Source organism: Vibrio hippocampi (assembly GCF_921292975.1).
GTDB classification, from domain to species: Bacteria; Pseudomonadota; Gammaproteobacteria; order Enterobacterales; family Vibrionaceae; genus Vibrio; species Vibrio hippocampi.
In genome coordinates this window covers 747771-765126 of the sequence record NZ_CAKLCM010000002.1, presented here as the reverse complement: position 1 = coordinate 765126, position 17356 = coordinate 747771, and the positions used below count along the sequence as shown (strand labels likewise).

The window sequence follows — 17356 nt, the reverse complement described above, 5'->3', positions numbered from 1 at the left end:
AGCGAATATATTTCGTTGTGAACATTGCAATAGATAAGGAGTCGAGATGTTTGAGCCACTAGTTCTTGAAGATGATGAATTACAACTAGCGATCTCATTACCTGATTTAATCTCAGTAGAGAGCGGGCAACTAATTTCACCAAGTCAACTCACCGAGACGACATTGTCCACCTGCTCCTATGATGCTTTGTTTGTCTCTGGTCTTTTACCAGAACAACGCGATGAGTTATCTCATCTTTGTGCTGCAAAGCACATTGAACTGGTTGTGTTCGATAACCCTTCTAATAATGCGGCGGCTATTCAAGATGTGGTTGTTAATTTATCTGACAAGCTATTTTCAGACGAAATGCCCAATAATGTGGATTTGGCTGATATCCGTAATTTGAATCAGTCGTCAGATTATCTATTTGCATTTAGCAACAAAACTGCCGCTGTCGATTTTATGGAAACTCAATCAATCGGTGTCGTGGTGGGTGGCATTTATCTGGCTCATGCTCAAACAGATTTAAGTGAGTATGAAGCAACAAATAAGGCATTGCTCCATCATTTCTCAGAGTATGCTTTCTTGTGTTCAAGCTTTCACTCCGCTGGACGTTCGGAGTGCACAATATTGCTGGGTGTTAAAGAAGATTAGATTTAAGAGGCTTTGGTTCTCAACAGTTTTATTAATGAGCAGTTCAAAGCGATTTTGAAGATAATTAAAGACAGGGAGCTTCAGGTCAGGGAGTCATTTAGCCTTTCTGGTTCAACAGCATCACTTAATCGCATGGCTAAGAACTGTGGCATCTCAATTGGTGAATCGCCAGAGGTTGTAGCAGCTAAGAAAGAAATCAACGATTTCTACAATGCCGAGATCGCTAAACTGGAAGCTGAGCGTAAGAAGAAATTAGCTAACGTGAAAGATTAAGTAAAGTGTACTGACTCATACTCGATCTTGCACGTTCGTGGAACATGACTAGATCCTACTGACGACCTGCTAGCATCGTAACTCACAACTGGACATTTCTGAGTTAGCGATTTTACTATATTAGTAAGATTCGGATTAGCTTATGTATGGTTAAGCACCAAGTTAGTCGAAAAAATTCTTGGTAATACAGTATCACAAATCAATGTGTGTAAATTAACAAGCCCTAACGATTGGTTGGGGCAGTCAAGGTTCACTGTTTAATGGTCGTCATTTAGAGTTTGGAGATAACGAAGCTTTAAGCATTATAGAAATGCTAATTTGCTACTTTTTGCTTTTGGTTATCTGCAACCGTGTTTTTTAATGACATAATCTTAGACTTTAGGTACTGTTCATTCTCAAAAATTGGGTGACGCGTATTCTGATGAGAAATCTGACTTTCACCCCAACCACATTCAACAAGCTCACTAACTGCGTAAATAAATTCGAAAAAGCACGTGAATAAAACTTGATATTGATGCATTTGAAGGGGAGTAAGCTGTTTAAACTCGGAGCCATGTACATGGTAGTTTCTAGCTTTTATCGCTAACCCCAGAACTAGCTCTATATCCTCTAAATCGAAATCTCTTGATTTAAGGTAGCTTTCGATAACGGAAAGTCTTTCATTAACTCGATCTTTAAGCGACTTCCTCGTAAGTAAGCCAATCGACATTAGTAAAGAGTTCTTGATTTCATTCAGTTCAGAAAATTCTTCTTTAATGTGCAGTTTAAGTTTTTTGAGTTTTTCGGACTCTTCCTTCTTAAGCGCTTTCCTAGTGTTACCTTTCGATGCAGGAAAAATATCGAACATGTTGGCTGCGTTTATGAGTCGGTCAGAGGAATAGCTCCGCCCTTTTAGAAAACCATCATAGAAACTATACCTAACAATGTCACGATCAACATGACTTAACCAAGAAGCTAGGAACGGTGGGAAATCTTCGCTTGAAATATCAATCAGCGGATTACCTGATTTATTGCTAGTTAGAGCTTCCCCCCAAGAATACGTATTGTGAAGAAGTTGAAAGTTGCTATCTGACTCGTCTGATATCGTTAAGTCTTGAAAGAAAAGACTCTCGCCAGCAATAAATCGCAAAAGTAAAGATACTTTATGAGCGATATTCAGCGCTTCATTTAAGGTCTTTCTATCATGGAATTTAACCTTCAGCATCACCTTATTTCGAATGCTTACACCATCACTATTAAATCCACCTCCTGTAGATACATAGTTGTTAGCTTCAATAATGCCTAGTTCTGTGTTTTGGGAAAATATCTCAAAGTTTCCATTGAAATACGCAAGCATAGGCTTATGTTCAGTAGAAAATGGTGATACATACTTCTGAGCGCTTAACTGACTTACCAATTCATCGTCAGGAGCACTTATATATCCGAATGACGTAAACAAATTAAGCAGAGCTTGCGAGTTTCCGATTGCAAGTGATATCGAGCAAAATTTGTCATTATCAGGGTCAACACGTTTGTTCCCTGTGAGAACAGCATGAGGTGTTATTATATTGCTATACGTCGCGCCCCCCATACCGAAAGCCGATGACTCGCTGCTCAAGCAATTAAGGAGCGAAATTGTCTTATTGTCCTGCGTTTTTCCATAAATATTCGAGTGATTTTCGACAAAAAAGTACGTTGATGACCAACAGTTAAATGCATACTTCTTAACATCCGACAATACACCAGAAACATTTTCATTTTCATTTACTTCAAATTGAGCATTGATGCATTTTGTCATTACTATTTTCTCTATGTTCAGGTGATAGCTCCGCAGCAAACAGAGCCACGACGAACACCGGTTCAAATTCACTAGGGCTTTCATTATACACAAACCAAAATTGAGACAACTTAGCAAGAGAAAATCAATATATTAGCACCGTTAATTAGGCTACCTAGCTAGTGGCGTAACAATGAGAAAAAGTAAGCCCACTCACAGGTTAAAGCACGCCCAAACCTTGCTAGTGACTTCCTATGGTTAGCCATCACTGTTTAGTATTAAAAAGTCTCTAAGTGTTACGAATCAACTTGATGTGTTTACTACATGAAACGTTCATCATCATGATTTTTAAATGAAAAATTAATGCTGTTAACTTTAAATAGGTTGGAGCTATTAAAGTCCACACAATCCAAATCAAATAAAGCGAGATTCAGTCCTGTACATAATGAGCTTTTAAATGCGATTCCGTCATAACTTAAAGACTTTATTAACTCAGCAATGATTTGAGTGGGAGCATAATCCGATTTTTGGTCACTATTAGCTACAGGCTCAGAGAAGGCTTTATCAATATGCGTCCAAACAGCTTCTATTTTCTTTGCATCATCAGGTTCTGCAAAGAAAAACGGTAACGTACCATTATGATATTTTGAACAATCTATTACTTTAAGCGCCTTTCTATTTGAAAAATTAGCGACGGAAACAGTTGAACCTAACCAAGGGCGTATCTCTGACATAGCCGTTTCTTTGTCTGAAGCAACATATAAACAAGGAATTCCCTTTGGGTTGGCTCTGCCCTCCGTTGCACTGTCTTCCAAAGGTCTCATACGCGATTCAGGATAAGGAACAAACATATCATCTACTTCAATATCATTCTGAATAAAAGGTACGGTGTTGTGTCCCATTTGTGCTCGCCACAGGACTGAGTTTGGCTCGATTACTTTAACTCGATTAGCACATGTGTCTTTTATTCCCTCCAAAAAGTTCTGTGAGTCACTATCAAGAACGTATCGTGATTTGTGTTTGACTGAGTGATTGAACTGCATATAGCTAGCCCATGATTTAAAACTCATAAAATGCCTTTACCTATTCTTGTAAGTATCCACTTTAGCTAGACAATACACTGATAAGAAAAAATAGGTCAAGTTTCCATCAGCGGACTGTGATAGATATGTTCGCTAGCTTAAAAATGGGCAGATACAATTTAGGGCAACCTGTCCGTTCTAGTCACATTCTGGGTACGAACAACCAACAAAGCCCCCATATCATGAGGGCTTCCTGACACCATAACTATTGCTTCAACTTTACCGCCTTCTACGGTGAGCAAGATGTGTTGGCAGTATAAATCTGGAAGCTCTACCATGCTGCTGGTTAGCCGTTCTGCTTTCTTAAATATAGCGTTAACTGTGTTTTTATCTCATTTCATGCCTTGCTGCGGTCGCTAAAAAGTGGCTTCTATCTTTATATTCATTTGATGATTTTACGTATTCATCAATTCGAGCTATAAGCGTATCTGGCATGCTGATATTGATGCGCTTTGGTTTGCCTTCAAAGTCAGACAGATCAATATCTAATAATAACCAAGCGTCACAATAAGCATAGTCATCATGCGCACGATAATATAAAACACCCTTATCATTGACATTCAATAGCGGATAGCTGTCTTCAATCATGGCTTCGACCATATCAATAACAGCCTCTTTCACCATCGATGGGATCTCGCTTTCCTTATCCGCCGCACTAAAGCAACCATAATTAGCATCACATAACGCAGGGACAACCAAGCCAAACGCTTGATCGTCCTCTTTAGGTAGTTCGATACCGACTGAAAATAACATAAACCCTTCCTCCAAGGTTGCAGCGAGCTAGATGCCCGCTGCTTTTTTAATCGACTTAACGATTCCGACTGGTAGTGAGCCTTTAGGGTGTGGGACTGGAAACGTCTTTCCTGTTATTGGCGAGTACCATATTTGATGACTCCCCTTGCCCTGCCTTTTTAGTTCACAACCAGCTTTGCGCAAGTCTTTGATTAGGTCAGCTGATTTCATATATCCTCCTAATCAACACAATTAATTATACACACCAATACACACAGATCAAATGTTAAAAATGCATGACCATAGTGGCAGCACACATCATCTAACCCAGACAGCGGAGCAACAGCATCAAGACCGGTTAACTCAGTTAATCTAGCGTCAAGATACTCTTTGATGATGCGAGCATTTCTAAATGGCGCTCCGTTATGATTCACGAGCGCGAAAACGCGAAAACGCGAAAACACCTTATGTCGCAATACCAGTGACACAAGCTATTAAAGATATTGTGGAACTATCGAAAACCGACAGACTTCTTTGCCCTTACGTCGTACATCGCAAACCCATCAAAAATAATGAGATCTCCAATCAATGTGATCACCGTTATCAGTGACAAGCAGGATGATCAGTAAAACGTTCTCGGCAATACGCGATGGTCTTGGACTGTATGATCATGCAGAAAAAGCAAAGCGCCCTACTTTTCATGAGATCCGTCGATTATCAGCAAAATTAATTGATGAAATGGGCATAAATCCACGACAACGCATGGCACATGCAAGCGATAAGACAACTCAGATTTACACCGATAAAAATGACGTAGAATGGCATAAGGTTCCGCCCATTAGCGTGGCAATTTAGCGGTTTGAAAACTACTGTATATTACCACCCTTTTACCACCCCCCTAAATTTCGAGATTTCGAATATTCAAAACAGTGAATTTTTAATCAAAACGATATACGGAGAGGACGGCAAGATGATTTTGTTTCAGGCGATGACTTTATTTCAGGCAAAGAAAAACCCGCCTAAAAAGACGGGTTTTTCTATAATTTGGTGGGTCCGACCAGATTCGAACTGGTGACCCCTACCATGTCAAGGTAGTACTCTAACCAACTGAGCTACGGACCCAAATTATGTGTTCTTTGACTACTTATGCAGTCAGGATGGTGCGTCCGAGTGAACTCGAATCACCGACCCCCACCATGTCAAGGTGGTGCTCTAACCAACTGAGCTACGGACGCATTATCTTGAGAACGAGAGGGATATTAACCACCCTCACGGTGCTGTGCAAGTAGATTTTTGCTTTTTTACGCCCGTTTGCTGCATTAGTCATCAATTCGAGGCTTTTTTATACTTTACCCAAACCCATCACCTAGCTTTGGGCTATTGAAGCGGCAGGTTCTCGTCCTCAAACACAACATTATAGTTTTCAGTATATTGGCATGCAGGGTGGCGGCTGCAGGTAAAGAAGCGACGACCTTTAAACTCACCTTGCGCGGCGGTCTTGATAGTCATCGGACTGCCGCAACGTTTACAAAAACGCACTTCTTTCTCCGGCTCGATTAGGTCGATATGAGCCGCCAACAATCTGCGTAGCTTACTCACTTGGTAGCTCAGTTTCACGCTTGCACCAATCAGAGGAATACCGGCTGACTTACAGACCTGCATGATCAACTTTTGGCGTTCAACCTTTCCCGGGTGCAGTTTATCACCATTATCATATTCAATAATGACGCGCACCTGCATGGTTCTAGGGTCACAGACGACAAAATCAAAGTAGCTTTTGGCGATCAAGTTGTTGGCTATAAACCACTGTTTTTTGTTCGCTTGCTGTTTAGGCGTAATAATGGTGGACATATTCACCTTAGAAACAATCACACCATGCTCACCCACGGCTTCTTTTAGAGCATTGTAAAACGCTGTCTGCTGAGCAGACATGATTGGACCTTTGACTTTGTATTGATAAGTTTTAGTATCTTCTTGTTTTACAAAATATTTAAGTGCAACAAAAGAGAAGGTCACCAATAAGGCAAGTACGATAAAGATTTCGACCATCAGAACACCGTTATAATCACTATTAAAACGCAGAATATCACCCTACACTACTTTTTGTCATCCAAAGCGTATGTAACCAAGTTACCTCAAGGCAATAATTTGATTAAATGCGCCCTTTGACTCGAATCTTCGAAAGTGCATGATAAAGTTAAAGGAAAGATGTATTCCCAAGTAACCTCAACATGCAGAATTCAGAGGTAATTTGGGCATAGAGCAGAAGGAGTTATCTATGTCTAAAATGAAAGTGTCTAAAAAGAAAATGGCTAAAAAGAAACGGTCTCAAACAGCAATGTTTCCATTCAATCTATCTCATTTTAAACCGTGGCTTTCTAAGCCCGCGGCGGTCTTCGTTGCGCTGTTATTGGTCGCGTGTACGGGTGTTCCAGACAAAGTGACCCCTGTAAACTCGTTTAAACTTGAGCCGTATCTTGGTACTTGGTACGAAATCGCCCGCCTCGACCACAGCTTTGAACGCAATCTCTCCAATGTCACTGCAAATTACACGCTCAACGCTGATGGAAGCGTTAAGGTGATCAATCGAGGCTGGAATACAGTAGAAAATCGCTGGTCCGAGGCTGAAGGCAAGGCGAAGTTTGTTGAACAAGATAATGTCGGCTACTTAAAAGTCTCTTTCTTTGGTCCGTTTTACGGCAGTTATATCGTCTACTATCTCGAACCCGATTACTCGGTGTCACTGGTCAGTGGACCCAATCACGACTATTTTTGGATTTTATCTCGCACTCCCAACATCTCGGAGCAGCAGTTATCCCGCTATATCTCCATCGCCAACGGCGCAGGATTCAATACCGACGCACTCATCTTCCCAGCCCAAGACAGAGCCACCACAAACTAATTCCCTCAACAACAGGAGCGCCCCCGCGCTCCTCCCTATCAACCCAGTTCCCTACCACCTAGCTCCTAGCTCCTAGCTCCTAGCTCCTCAAACCTAAACATAAACCTTTAGTTACAACAATTGACCTGCCTCAGATAATTTAACCATCATTACGGTGTAAAGTACGCGCATTCGTTGTAACAGGTAGTAATGACTATGACCCAAGTAAATAAAGAGCGCTTGATTGAACACTTTTTCGATCTAGTAAAAATTGACAGTGAATCAGGCAATGAGAAAGCCATCGCCGAGACCTTATGTGAACAACTCGGCGAGCTCGGTTTTGCCGTCAGCAAACTACCGGTTCCAGAAAAATACACCAACGGTTTTAACGTCTATGGTCGTCTTGACGGCGAGCTTGAGGGTAGCATTGTATTCAGTGCGCATATGGACACAGTAACACCGGGCATTGGTATTGAACCCATTATTGAAGACGGCATTATTCGTTCTAAAGGCAATACCATCCTTGGCGGTGATGATAAATCTGGCATTGCGGCAGTGATTGAGGCAGTACGTTGTCTTCAAGAAAACAACACCGCGCACAAAACCATTGAGGTGGCGTTTACCGTTCATGAAGAAGGTGGTCTGTATGGTTCAGAATTCTTCGATATGTCCTATATCCAATCAGATAAAGCGATTGTGCTTGATACCGGTGGTGCTATCGGCACGATTGTGACTGGCGCACCGGGTCAAGAACACATTGAAGCGACGATTATCGGTCGTCCAGCTCATGCGGGGCTTGCTCCTGAAGAGGGGATCAGCGCAGCTATGGTTGCCGCTGACGCGATTTCTAACATGAAACTGCTGCGCATTGATGAAGAAACCACGGCTAACATTGGTATCGTTTCGGGTGGTCAAGCGACCAATATCGTGATGCCAGAAATCAAGATTGTAGCTGAAACCCGCTCTCTCAATGAAGCAAAGCTCACCAAGCAAGTGTCTCATATGGTTGAAACGCTGCAAGCATCAGCAGACAAGTTTGGCGCTAAGGTGGAGATCGACTGTCACCGTGCTTATAACGCCTTTGTGATTGCTGACGATCATCCTGCGGTTGTTGAAGTCAAAGCGGTATTTGCGGATATGGGTATTGTGGCTCAAACCAAACATACTGGCGGCGGCAGTGATGCCAACAACTTCAATGCGAACGGCCTACCAACGCTAAACCTATCCACAGGGATGGCGAAAGTACACACCACTGAAGAGTACATCGCGGTAGACGATATGGTCGCCATTACTGACTTTATCGTTCGTTACACCAGCAGCAAGTAATCACAAATGCGCAGGCAAGTCCTGTGCTTTGAGTTTTGAATTAACGGCTGTTGCTTGATACGCAGCCGTTAAAATCCTTCATGTTCATCAATAGCAGCCCGCGCCTCAGCCACAGTGCAACCGGACTGTTGTACCAACTCCATCACAGATATATCGGGATTGCGTTCTAATATCTCGGTCACGGCGGGTTTAAATGGCTCACACGCTTGTTCTATTTTGGCGCTGATCCAAGGGACAGTAATCGCGCTGGAAAAGAGACGTAATTGATCTAACCCTCCTGAAATCTGCCAATGACGCGAGCGACGAATACGCTTAAGCACACAACCGTGTTGTGCCGCCAGTTGAATGATTTCGGCTTTGTTATCGACCCGATGAACAAAGCTATTGAGCTGAATTAAAAGCCTCTCTGTTTCCAAAACTGACCTTGATCCTTTGCCACCACTTTAAAGGTTTTCTCGGCAACGACTCGACCATTGATTTCCATCGTCATATGCCACTCGCCTAGATTGCTTTCTAAGCCATCAATCGGATGCAGTAGTTGGATGGTATCACCCAAATAAAAGTCCCAATCGTTACTACCAACATGCACCTCACCATCAAAAGGTGCGAGGGTTTGCCCTTTTTTATTGATAATGCCCGGATGTGTGATGCAATAACGCAGACGTTCGCCTTTGGCTTTCTTAATATTGACGATAAAACCGAACTCTATTTGAGGCTCCGCGGCAATTTGTGTGGTGAACTGCTGGATTTTCGGCAGATCTTTCGATCCTGAATCCCAAGTGTCATACACACCGTAGGAGACAATTTCGACCACCGCTGAACGTCTTGCCATATTATTGATTCTCTCTCTATTGACTGCATGTGATTTAACTGCCCGATTTTATGATTGCCAGCGTCGACGCATCTTTTCAATGGTTGTCGTGCTGACACCATGAACATTGGGGTAATTTCCGCTGCAAACCACGACTTGCAACTCGGCACGGTACTTGGTTGCCAACTGTTGGTAGGGTTTCATTTCCCACCGACGCACAAAGGTATTCGATACCACCACATCCTTGCCCTCAGCCAGTAATCGTTCTGTCTGTTGCTGGCACCAAAGATGCGCCGCTGGCAACCTCTCTAGGTCAAACTGATATTCCCCTTGCTGATCGACAAAGAACATATCGGCTTCAAGATGATGCCCTGAAAGAGTCTTCGCCAATGTTGATTTACCTGAACCGGGTAAACCTCGAATAAGGGTTAACTTCGCCACCGAACTCTATCCTGCCAGTTATGATTCTTGGCGCAGAGTACCGAACAAAACACTAAGAAACAAGCCATACTCACTGAGTGTCACTTTGCGTTTAATTACTATCGACATTCGACAAAATTTGCGGTAGTTTTAGAAGTATAGCCATCCAGACGACCATTAGCTTAGGGAGAAAGCTGTGCCGATTAAGATTCCAGATCAACTGCCTGCATCGGATGTATTGCGCCATGAAAACATCTTTGTCATGTCCGAGTCTCGTGCTTCTTCACAGGAAATTCGTCCACTTAAAGTGCTGATCCTCAATTTAATGCCGAAAAAAATTGAGACCGAAACTCAGTTCTTACGCCTGTTATCCAATAGCCCGCTGCAAGTGGATATCGAACTGCTGCGCATTGACAATCGCCCGAGTAAAAACACCCCGACAGAGCACCTTGATAACTTTTATCGCCAATTTGAAATGGTCAAGGAACGCAATTTTGATGGACTGATCATTACTGGCGCGCCGTTAGGTCTTGTGCAGTTTGAGGATGTGATTTATTGGGAGCACCTGCAAACCATCATGAACTGGGCCAATAAGCATGTGACGTCAACGCTCTATGTCTGCTGGGCGGCGCAAGCTGGTTTAAAACTGCTTTATGACTTACCTAAGCGTACCCGCAAAGAAAAACTATCGGGCGTTTACCAACACGATATTCATGATCCATTCCATGCTCTGTTGCGTGGCTTTGATGACAGCTTTCTTGCGCCTCACTCTCGTTATGCCGACTTTTCTGCCGACTATTTAGAGCAGAACACCGACCTCGATATCTTAGCAACCTCAGAGGTCGCCGGAGTCTACCTTGCCGCGACTAAAGATAAGCGTAATGTGTTTGTTACTGGTCATCCTGAATACGACTCCCATACGCTGCATAATGAGTATGTTCGCGATCTTGGAGAGGGGCTAGAGCCCGCTATTCCACTTAACTACTATCCCGATAACAACCCCGACAACAAGCCTTGTGCAAGTTGGCGCAGTCATGGGCATTTACTGTTTGCGAACTGGTTAAACTACTGCGTTTACCAACAAACACCTTATAACCTTGATCAATTTAGCGAAGCGAATTTCACTAAGGATGAATAGGTTAAGTAACCCAAATCAAGCACACAGGATGCGCTTGATTTGGGTGGCACGTTTTGCAATTTCCCTATTTGATAACGAAATGCGCCACCAATTGTGTTTGCTCACTCGAAAGCGCGTTCAACGATTCACTATTACGAGCCGACTCATCCACCTCTTCCGCGATTCGTGTCGCCTTCTCTGAAATGTAAGCAATACTCGTCACCACCTCTTTCGCCGTTTGCGTTTGCTGCTCAGATTTATCCGCAATCGAACGACTCATTTGATTGATGGTTGAGAGACGTTGCACGATGGTTTCTAAAGAACGATGGCTATCATGACTCTGATTGACTGAAATCTCGGCTTGCTCAAGATTTTGCTCGACCAATTCCACCGCGGTTTCTGCCTTAGTTTGTAGCGTATCAATCATCCCAGCAATATCATCTGCGGAGTTTTGGGTACGCGTCGCTAATGAACGCACTTCATCTGCAACCACAGCAAAACCGCGCCCCTGTTCACCAGCACGAGCTGCCTCAATGGCAGCGTTAAGCGCCAGCAAATTGGTCTGCTCTGAAATCGATTTGATCACGGTAAGAATGTCACCAATCTGGCGTGACTCATTGGAGAGTTGGTGGATGACTTGAGTCGCATCGACAAGAGAGCTTTGCAGTTGACTAACAAACTTCAAATTCTGCTGCATACCTTCCATATTGCCATGCGCCAATACAGTGATTTGATCCACTTCTTTGCTGGTTTCCATTGCCGAACTGGCGACCTCTTCTGTCGCCTGCTTCATATCCTCAACAGAACCGGCAATCGCTTTGGTTTGCGTCTGTTGCTTAGCCACATCCACATTGGTTTTACTACTTAATTGATGGCTTTCATTGGCAACACCGCTGAGCATGGTCGCCGATTGCTGCACTTGTGCGATCACCTGACTCAACTGCTCACCAAGCTGGTTAACATTGACCGCAATCGCACCTAACTCCGAACGAAAGCCGGTCTCAATTCGATGGGTCAGATCGCCTGATGTCATCTTGTCTAGCGCTTGCATAATACGACTCAAAGGACGTTTTATTGATAGCACTATCGTCACCGATAAAATAATGGCGATCACCGTTGAGATCAGCGCCAACACACCGTTGAGTAACATCGCACGCTCCGAATCATGCTTTGCCTGTTGGGCTGTACGACTCACTAGCGTTTGAATTTCGGCAATAATCCGCTCAAACTCTTCTATCGCAATGTCCATATCCCCAGCAATCTGCCCCAACAAATGGTCACTTTTTGCCGTTAGGTCGATATAAGTTAAATGCTGCTGTAGCACCCCTTGCGGGTTTTCAATCGCTCGCACTAATGTGTCTAAATAAAAAGCGATACTCTCTTTACTTTCAGGCATTGAAAGTGACACTCGCGTCGCTTTATCTTTAAAGCGTTCAATATGCGCCACCAATTCTTGTCGCACTAATTCTGCATCTGCAATATCTTCCATCGCATAGATTTTTTGCAAATAGCGATCTGCCCCGACTCCCTGCGCGATAATGTAGTTGAGGTTGCGATTATTCGTGCGCTGCTTATTGGCTTTGGCAACATAGGCAAGATCACCGACATCTTGTTCAAAGAACTTCCACTTTTCATCAAAACCGTTCAGCTCTTGAGAGGTTTTACTTCGCGCTTCAATACGTTGATTTTTAATCGCAATATGACTTTCTGCATCTTGGAAAATACGTTTTGCCTGACCATCTAATTCATCTAATAAGGTTTGAATCTCTGGGTAAGCATTAAGCTCATCGAAAAATGAACCATAATTTTCTAAGTAGCGCTTTTTCTCCAGCAGAAACTCATCCTCAAGTTCGATTCTCATCTGTGGATCATCAGTGTTAGCGTGTACAAGAACCGAACGATTAAGATTTTGTAGGTTCTGCACCAAGTGGTTCGAACTGGCGAGCAAATTCGTCATTTTAATCGAAGTAATATCAAGCTGATTCGCCATATTTAACTGACTAAAATAAGCAGAACCACTAATCGAAACGACAAATACAATAACAACAGAAAAGCCAATCACAATCCGCTGGATAATAGATAAGTACATTATTAACCTCATACTTATAGTGTTTATTTTAAGGTTTAATTTATTGGTAATAATCAACAGCTCGTCTATTAGATATGCAAACTGTCAATTAAACTTTTTTACTAAATTTAAATGAGATTTGTGACTTTTTTATGAATCTTCACTCTATATTGCTTTGCAAGCAAACAGGCATGATGCTTTCTAACCACCAGAAACAAAAAGAAAAATCATCTATCCACACGACTCAATATGTTTTCTCAATGTTCAATGCTTGGCTTTGAAATCGCCTTAGTTTTTCCCTATCTTAAATAGGCACAAATGTAACTATTTGTAATAAATCTATAATATCCATGTCTCCTCTATGTCACATTTCGCTGTTGAAATAACACTCGTTCAATTAACCAATCGAACTTTAATTTAAGTCCGCATTGACGCGGACAGTATTAACGAAATTGTCAACTTGGAGGTTGATGTGAAAATTAAAGCGCTCGTTGCTACTACAACAGTTGCATTAACAATGGCTTCATCAAGCGTTGTAAACGCGGCATCTCGCGACTACATCAGTATTGTTGGTTCATCTACCGTGTTCCCATTCGCAACCGTAGTTGCGGAGCGATTCGGTCGCACTACGTCTTTCTCTGTACCTAAGATCGAATCGACAGGTTCAGGCGGTGGTCTAAAGCTTTTCTGTGCTGGCATTGGTGAAAACACACCAGACATCACTAACGCTTCACGTAAGATCAAATCTTCAGAAGTCGAGCTTTGCGCTAAAAACGGCGTGAAAGATATTGTTGAGATCAAGATTGGTTATGACGGTATCGTTCTAGCTAACTCTAAAGATGCCACTCAATTTAAGCTTAGCCTTGAAGATGTTTATAAAGGCGTAGCAAAAACAGTTCCGGATGCGAACGGTAACCTAGTTGAAAACCCATACAAAACTTGGAACGAAGTAAACCCTGCGCTTCCTGCTATCAAGATTGAAGTGCTTGGTCCACCGCCAACGTCAGGAACTCGTGACGCATTCGCAGAGCTAGCGCTTGAAGGTGGCTGTAAGAAATTCCCACAAATCGCTGCACTTAAAAAGAGCGACAAGAGCAAGTACAAAGCAGTTTGTCACTCTGTACGTGAAGACGGTGGCTACATCGAAGCGGGTGAAAACGATAACCTAATCGTGCAAAAGCTTGCGGCTAACCCTAATGCGCTAGGTGTATTTGGTTACTCATTCCTAGAAGAGAATGCTGACAAGGTTCAGGCTTCTATCATCAACGGTGTAGAGCCAACGTTTGAAGCAATTGGTAGCGGTGATTACCCTGTTTCTCGCTCTCTATACTTCTACGTTAAAGAAGATCACAAAGACACTATCCCAGGTCTTAAGGAATACGTAGCAGCGTTCACTTCTGAGCAAGCTATCGGTGAAGAAGGTTACCTGACTGATCGTGGCCTCATTCCTCTACCACAAACAGATTGGAAAATGGTTCGTGCTGCCGGTACTGAGCTAACACCAAACCTATAATTTGTTGGTAGATTTTACGGGGTACCTATTTATTTTATAGGTTGCCCCGTCGTGATTTTTAGAGGCTTTATGAATTCTTTGCTAATGCTTTCCTTGCTCTGCATCTCTTCGCTAGCGTATTTTCTAGCCAAGAGTCGAACAGTGCAAATAGCAAATTCAAATGGTGGATTAAGATACCTTCACTCCAGACCTTCCTATTATGCAACGCTTGCCGCGATTATTTCAGCCATTCCAGCGTTACTTATCTTTGCTATTTGGAGTCTGTTTTATCCCTATATTGTAGAAACTATGGTGATGGCTAGAGTACCCAATGGAATATTATCCAGCGGTACCGATCCTTCGCTACTTTATAGTCAAATCAAACACGTGGCTTCGGGCATCACTGCCACGGACCAAGATTGGTTAAACGATGCTTCTTATTATTATCGAAGTGTCATTTTCACTGGAAACAATATCCGTTTCGCCTCTCTGGTAGCACTCTCCTTAATTGGTCTAGTGATCGGTTTAAAACTGGTTCAACCTAAAGTCAAAGCGCGCCTACATGTTGAAAAAATGATGCGTTTTTTCTTAGTGGTTTGCTCGGTCATTGCCATTTTAACCACACTCGGCATTGTGCTTTCGGTGTTATTTGAAGCGGTACGTTTCTTCAATATCATCCCAATTACCGATTTTCTATTTGGCTTGGAGTGGTCACCGCAAGTGGCGCTTCGTGAAGATCAGCAAGGCGCGAGTGGCGCTTTTGGTTTTATTCCCCTATTGACCGGCACATTAATGATTTCAACCATCGCGATGCTGATCGCCGCTCCGGTGGGTTTACTCAGTGCCATCTACTTAGCCGAATACGCCTCTACAAAAGTGCGTAATATTGTTAAGCCTGTGTTGGAAATCTTGGCGGGGATCCCGACCGTTGTGTACGGTTTTTTTGCCGCGCTGGTGGTTGCCCCTTTGATTCGAGAAACCGCTCACTCCGTTGGGTTGACCTCGGCCTCGTCAGAGAGTGCGCTTGCCGCAGGATTGATCATGGGCATTATGATAATTCCGTTTGTTTCTTCTCTATCGGATGACGTGATCACCGCCGTTCCTCAATCTTTACGAGATGGATCTTTAAGCCTTGGAGCGACCGACTCAGAAACCATTAAAAACGTGGTGCTCCCAGCGGCGTTGCCCGGGGTTGTCGGTGGATTACTGTTAGCCGTCTCCCGTGCAATTGGTGAGACAATGATCGTGGTGATGGCGGCAGGTCTTTCGGCTAATTTAACCGCGAATCCACTCGAATCGGTGACCACCATTACGGTGCAAATCGTGACCTTGTTAGTGGGTGACCAAGAGTTTGATAGCCCGAAAACGCTGGCTGCTTTTGCCCTGGGTCTTTCCCTGTTCGTGGTAACCCTATTCCTCAACTTTATTGCCTTGCGCATTGTGAAGAAATATCGAGAGCAATATGACTAGTATCCTTAACCAAATCGCTGAAACTAAACAGCAAAAAGTCAAAGCCAGTTTGGCGAAACGCAAATCAAAAGAGCGCCGCTTTAGACTCTATGGCGTCGTTTCTATCAGTGCCGCGATTCTTTTTCTGGTGGTTCTTATCGCCTCGATCACTTCACAAGGCTATACCGCGTTTTTTACTACCGAAATTCGCCTAAAAGTGAATCTGGATGCTGAAACACTCGGTCTGATTAGTGAACAACCCACTAAAGAAGAGTTATTTAGCGCTAACTACATGAAAGCGTTGCGTAATGCGATACGCAATGAGATTCCCGTGACAGGTCGTAAGGATCGTAAAGCACTGTATTCGTTTATCTCTCGCGGCGCAGAATATAAGTTACGCGATCAAATCGTGGCGAACCCCTCGCTGGTCGGTGGCACCATAACCTATTGGGCATTAGCCGGAGATCTGTTTAACCAGTACAACAAAGGCAATATTGACGCTTCAATCCCAGAAAGGATGCGTAAATTTAAAGACCAACAGGTTGGCTGGTATCAACTCCTCGATCGTCAAAGCAAGGTTCGTACGGTATTTAACAAAAACTTCTTCACCCATGGTGATAGTCGTGATGCCGAACTTGCGGGTATTTGGGGCGCAATGGTCGGCTCATTTTATACTCTGCTAGTCTGCTTCTGTATTAGCTTCCCGATTGGGGTTGCCGCCGCCACTTACTTAGAAGAGTTTGCGCCTAAAAACCGAATCACAGACCTGATTGAAATCAACATCAATAACCTAGCGGCAGTGCCGTCCATCGTATTCGGATTACTGGGTTTAGCTATCTTCCTGAATGTCGCAGAACTGCCCCGCTCCGCACCGATTGTCGGGGGCTTGGTACTGTCTTTGATGACACTGCCAACGATCATTATTTCCAGTCGAGCGGCGATTAAGTCCGTTCCCCCGTCAATTAAAGATGCCGCTTTGGGCGTCGGCGCTTCAAAAATGCAGGCGGTCACGCATCATGTATTGCCATTGGCGATGCCCGGTATGCTAACTGGCACCATTATTGGCATGGCGCAAGCGCTGGGTGAGACCGCACCATTAATCATGATTGGTATGGTGGCATTTATTGTCGATATTCCTGAAGGTCCCTTTGATGCGGCAAGCGCCTTGCCAGTTCAAATTTACTTATGGGCGGAGAACCCAGAGAAAGGCTTTGCCGAAAACACCTCTGGCGCAATCATGGTATTGCTATTTTTCCTCGCCTTTATGAATTCTTGCGCAGTCATTTTGCGCAAACGCTTAGAAAAACGTTGGTAG

General features: G+C 43.5%; 18 protein-coding genes and 2 tRNA genes. 9 read left to right on the top strand and 11 right to left on the bottom strand.

Annotated features, from left to right (window positions below; translation table 11 throughout):
- Positions 1 to 46: 46 nt before the first annotated feature.
- Positions 47 to 634, top strand: coding sequence for a hypothetical protein (locus L9Q39_RS05930; protein WP_237484182.1), 588 nt, complete (start codon positions 47 to 49; stop codon positions 632 to 634).
- Positions 635 to 688: 54 nt separating this feature from the next.
- A complete protein-coding gene (locus tag L9Q39_RS05925; protein ID WP_237484181.1) occupies positions 689 to 907 on the top strand; it encodes a hypothetical protein in 219 nt (72 codons plus the stop codon).
- A 313-nt stretch (positions 908 to 1220) separates the two neighbouring features.
- Here the strand turns inward: L9Q39_RS05925 and L9Q39_RS05920 are convergent, their stop codons facing one another.
- The 4 genes from L9Q39_RS05920 to L9Q39_RS05905 all read right to left on the bottom strand — a co-directional run bounded on the left by L9Q39_RS05920 (position 1221) and on the right by L9Q39_RS05905 (position 4708).
- Positions 1221 to 2684 carry an ApeA N-terminal domain 1-containing protein gene (locus L9Q39_RS05920; RefSeq protein WP_237484180.1) on the bottom strand — a complete coding sequence of 488 codons (1464 nt, stop codon included), beginning with the start codon at positions 2682 to 2684 and terminating at the stop codon, positions 1221 to 1223.
- 299 nt (positions 2685 to 2983) lie between these two features.
- On the bottom strand, positions 2984 to 3565 hold the full coding sequence (locus L9Q39_RS05915) for an RES family NAD+ phosphorylase (protein ID WP_237484179.1): 582 nt from the start codon (positions 3563 to 3565) through the stop codon (positions 2984 to 2986).
- Positions 3566 to 4072: 507 nt separating this feature from the next.
- A complete protein-coding gene (locus L9Q39_RS05910) occupies positions 4073 to 4498 on the bottom strand; it encodes a type II toxin-antitoxin system HicB family antitoxin (RefSeq protein ID WP_237484178.1) in 426 nt (141 codons plus the stop codon).
- 27 nt (positions 4499 to 4525) lie between these two features.
- On the bottom strand, positions 4526 to 4708 hold the full coding sequence (locus L9Q39_RS05905) for a type II toxin-antitoxin system HicA family toxin (protein WP_237484177.1): 183 nt from the start codon (positions 4706 to 4708) through the stop codon (positions 4526 to 4528).
- 387 nt (positions 4709 to 5095) lie between these two features.
- Here L9Q39_RS05905 and L9Q39_RS05900 point away from each other — a divergent pair, with 387 nt between their 5' ends.
- A complete protein-coding gene (locus tag L9Q39_RS05900; protein WP_237484176.1) occupies positions 5096 to 5332 on the top strand; it encodes a site-specific integrase in 237 nt (78 codons plus the stop codon).
- A gap of 190 nt (positions 5333 to 5522) precedes the next feature.
- Here the strand turns inward: L9Q39_RS05900 and L9Q39_RS05895 are convergent.
- From L9Q39_RS05895 to L9Q39_RS05885, 3 genes are all read right to left on the bottom strand, one after another.
- A tRNA-Val gene (locus tag L9Q39_RS05895) sits at positions 5523 to 5599 on the bottom strand.
- A 36-nt stretch (positions 5600 to 5635) separates the two neighbouring features.
- Positions 5636 to 5712, bottom strand: a tRNA-Val gene (locus L9Q39_RS05890).
- Positions 5713 to 5854: 142 nt separating this feature from the next.
- Positions 5855 to 6526: a DUF2726 domain-containing protein gene (locus L9Q39_RS05885; protein ID WP_237484175.1), complete on the bottom strand. Its 672-nt coding sequence runs from the start codon at positions 6524 to 6526 to the stop codon at positions 5855 to 5857.
- Positions 6527 to 6815: 289 nt separating this feature from the next.
- On the opposite strand from L9Q39_RS05885, the gene L9Q39_RS05880 reads away from it, so the two are divergent.
- Positions 6816 to 7379 (top strand): lipocalin family protein, encoded by a 564-nt coding sequence (locus tag L9Q39_RS05880; RefSeq protein WP_435532830.1) that lies wholly within the window; start codon positions 6816 to 6818, stop codon positions 7377 to 7379.
- A gap of 195 nt (positions 7380 to 7574) precedes the next feature.
- Positions 7575 to 8684, top strand: coding sequence for a M20/M25/M40 family metallo-hydrolase (locus L9Q39_RS05875; protein WP_237484173.1), 1110 nt, complete (start codon positions 7575 to 7577; stop codon positions 8682 to 8684).
- A gap of 68 nt (positions 8685 to 8752) precedes the next feature.
- Here L9Q39_RS05875 and L9Q39_RS05870 read toward each other — a convergent pair whose 3' ends face one another.
- Genes L9Q39_RS05870 through L9Q39_RS05860 form a run of 3 tightly spaced genes read right to left on the bottom strand, consistent with a single transcriptional unit; the run spans position 8753 to position 9936 of the window.
- Entirely contained in the window at positions 8753 to 9100 is a 348-nt protein-coding gene (locus L9Q39_RS05870; RefSeq protein ID WP_237484172.1) for a ribosome recycling factor family protein, read from the bottom strand.
- Positions 9079 to 9516 (bottom strand): DUF3859 domain-containing protein, encoded by a 438-nt coding sequence (locus L9Q39_RS05865; RefSeq protein ID WP_237484171.1) that lies wholly within the window; start codon positions 9514 to 9516, stop codon positions 9079 to 9081. The genes L9Q39_RS05870 and L9Q39_RS05865 overlap by 22 nt, the downstream gene beginning before the upstream one ends.
- 48 nt (positions 9517 to 9564) lie before the next feature.
- On the bottom strand, positions 9565 to 9936 hold the full coding sequence (locus L9Q39_RS05860) for an AAA family ATPase (RefSeq protein WP_237484170.1): 372 nt from the start codon (positions 9934 to 9936) through the stop codon (positions 9565 to 9567).
- Positions 9937 to 10111: 175 nt separating this feature from the next.
- Between L9Q39_RS05860 and metA the strand changes: the two genes are divergently transcribed.
- Positions 10112 to 11053: a homoserine O-acetyltransferase MetA gene (gene metA / locus L9Q39_RS05855; protein WP_237484169.1), complete on the top strand. Its 942-nt coding sequence runs from the start codon at positions 10112 to 10114 to the stop codon at positions 11051 to 11053.
- Positions 11054 to 11117: 64 nt separating this feature from the next.
- Here metA and L9Q39_RS05850 read toward each other — a convergent pair whose 3' ends face one another.
- On the bottom strand, positions 11118 to 13121 hold the full coding sequence (locus tag L9Q39_RS05850; RefSeq protein ID WP_237484168.1) for a methyl-accepting chemotaxis protein: 2004 nt from the start codon (positions 13119 to 13121) through the stop codon (positions 11118 to 11120).
- 451 nt (positions 13122 to 13572) lie between these two features.
- Between L9Q39_RS05850 and L9Q39_RS05845 the strand changes: the two genes are divergently transcribed.
- The 3 genes from L9Q39_RS05845 to pstA all read left to right on the top strand — a co-directional run bounded on the left by L9Q39_RS05845 (position 13573) and on the right by pstA (position 17356).
- On the top strand, positions 13573 to 14613 hold the full coding sequence (locus L9Q39_RS05845; protein WP_237484167.1) for a PstS family phosphate ABC transporter substrate-binding protein: 1041 nt from the start codon (positions 13573 to 13575) through the stop codon (positions 14611 to 14613).
- A gap of 69 nt (positions 14614 to 14682) precedes the next feature.
- On the top strand, positions 14683 to 16062 hold the full coding sequence (gene pstC, locus L9Q39_RS05840) for a phosphate ABC transporter permease subunit PstC (protein WP_290369126.1): 1380 nt from the start codon (positions 14683 to 14685) through the stop codon (positions 16060 to 16062).
- Positions 16055 to 17356, top strand: coding sequence for a phosphate ABC transporter permease PstA (pstA, locus tag L9Q39_RS05835; protein WP_237484165.1), 1302 nt, complete (start codon positions 16055 to 16057; stop codon positions 17354 to 17356). Before pstC ends, pstA begins: the two co-directional genes overlap by 8 nt.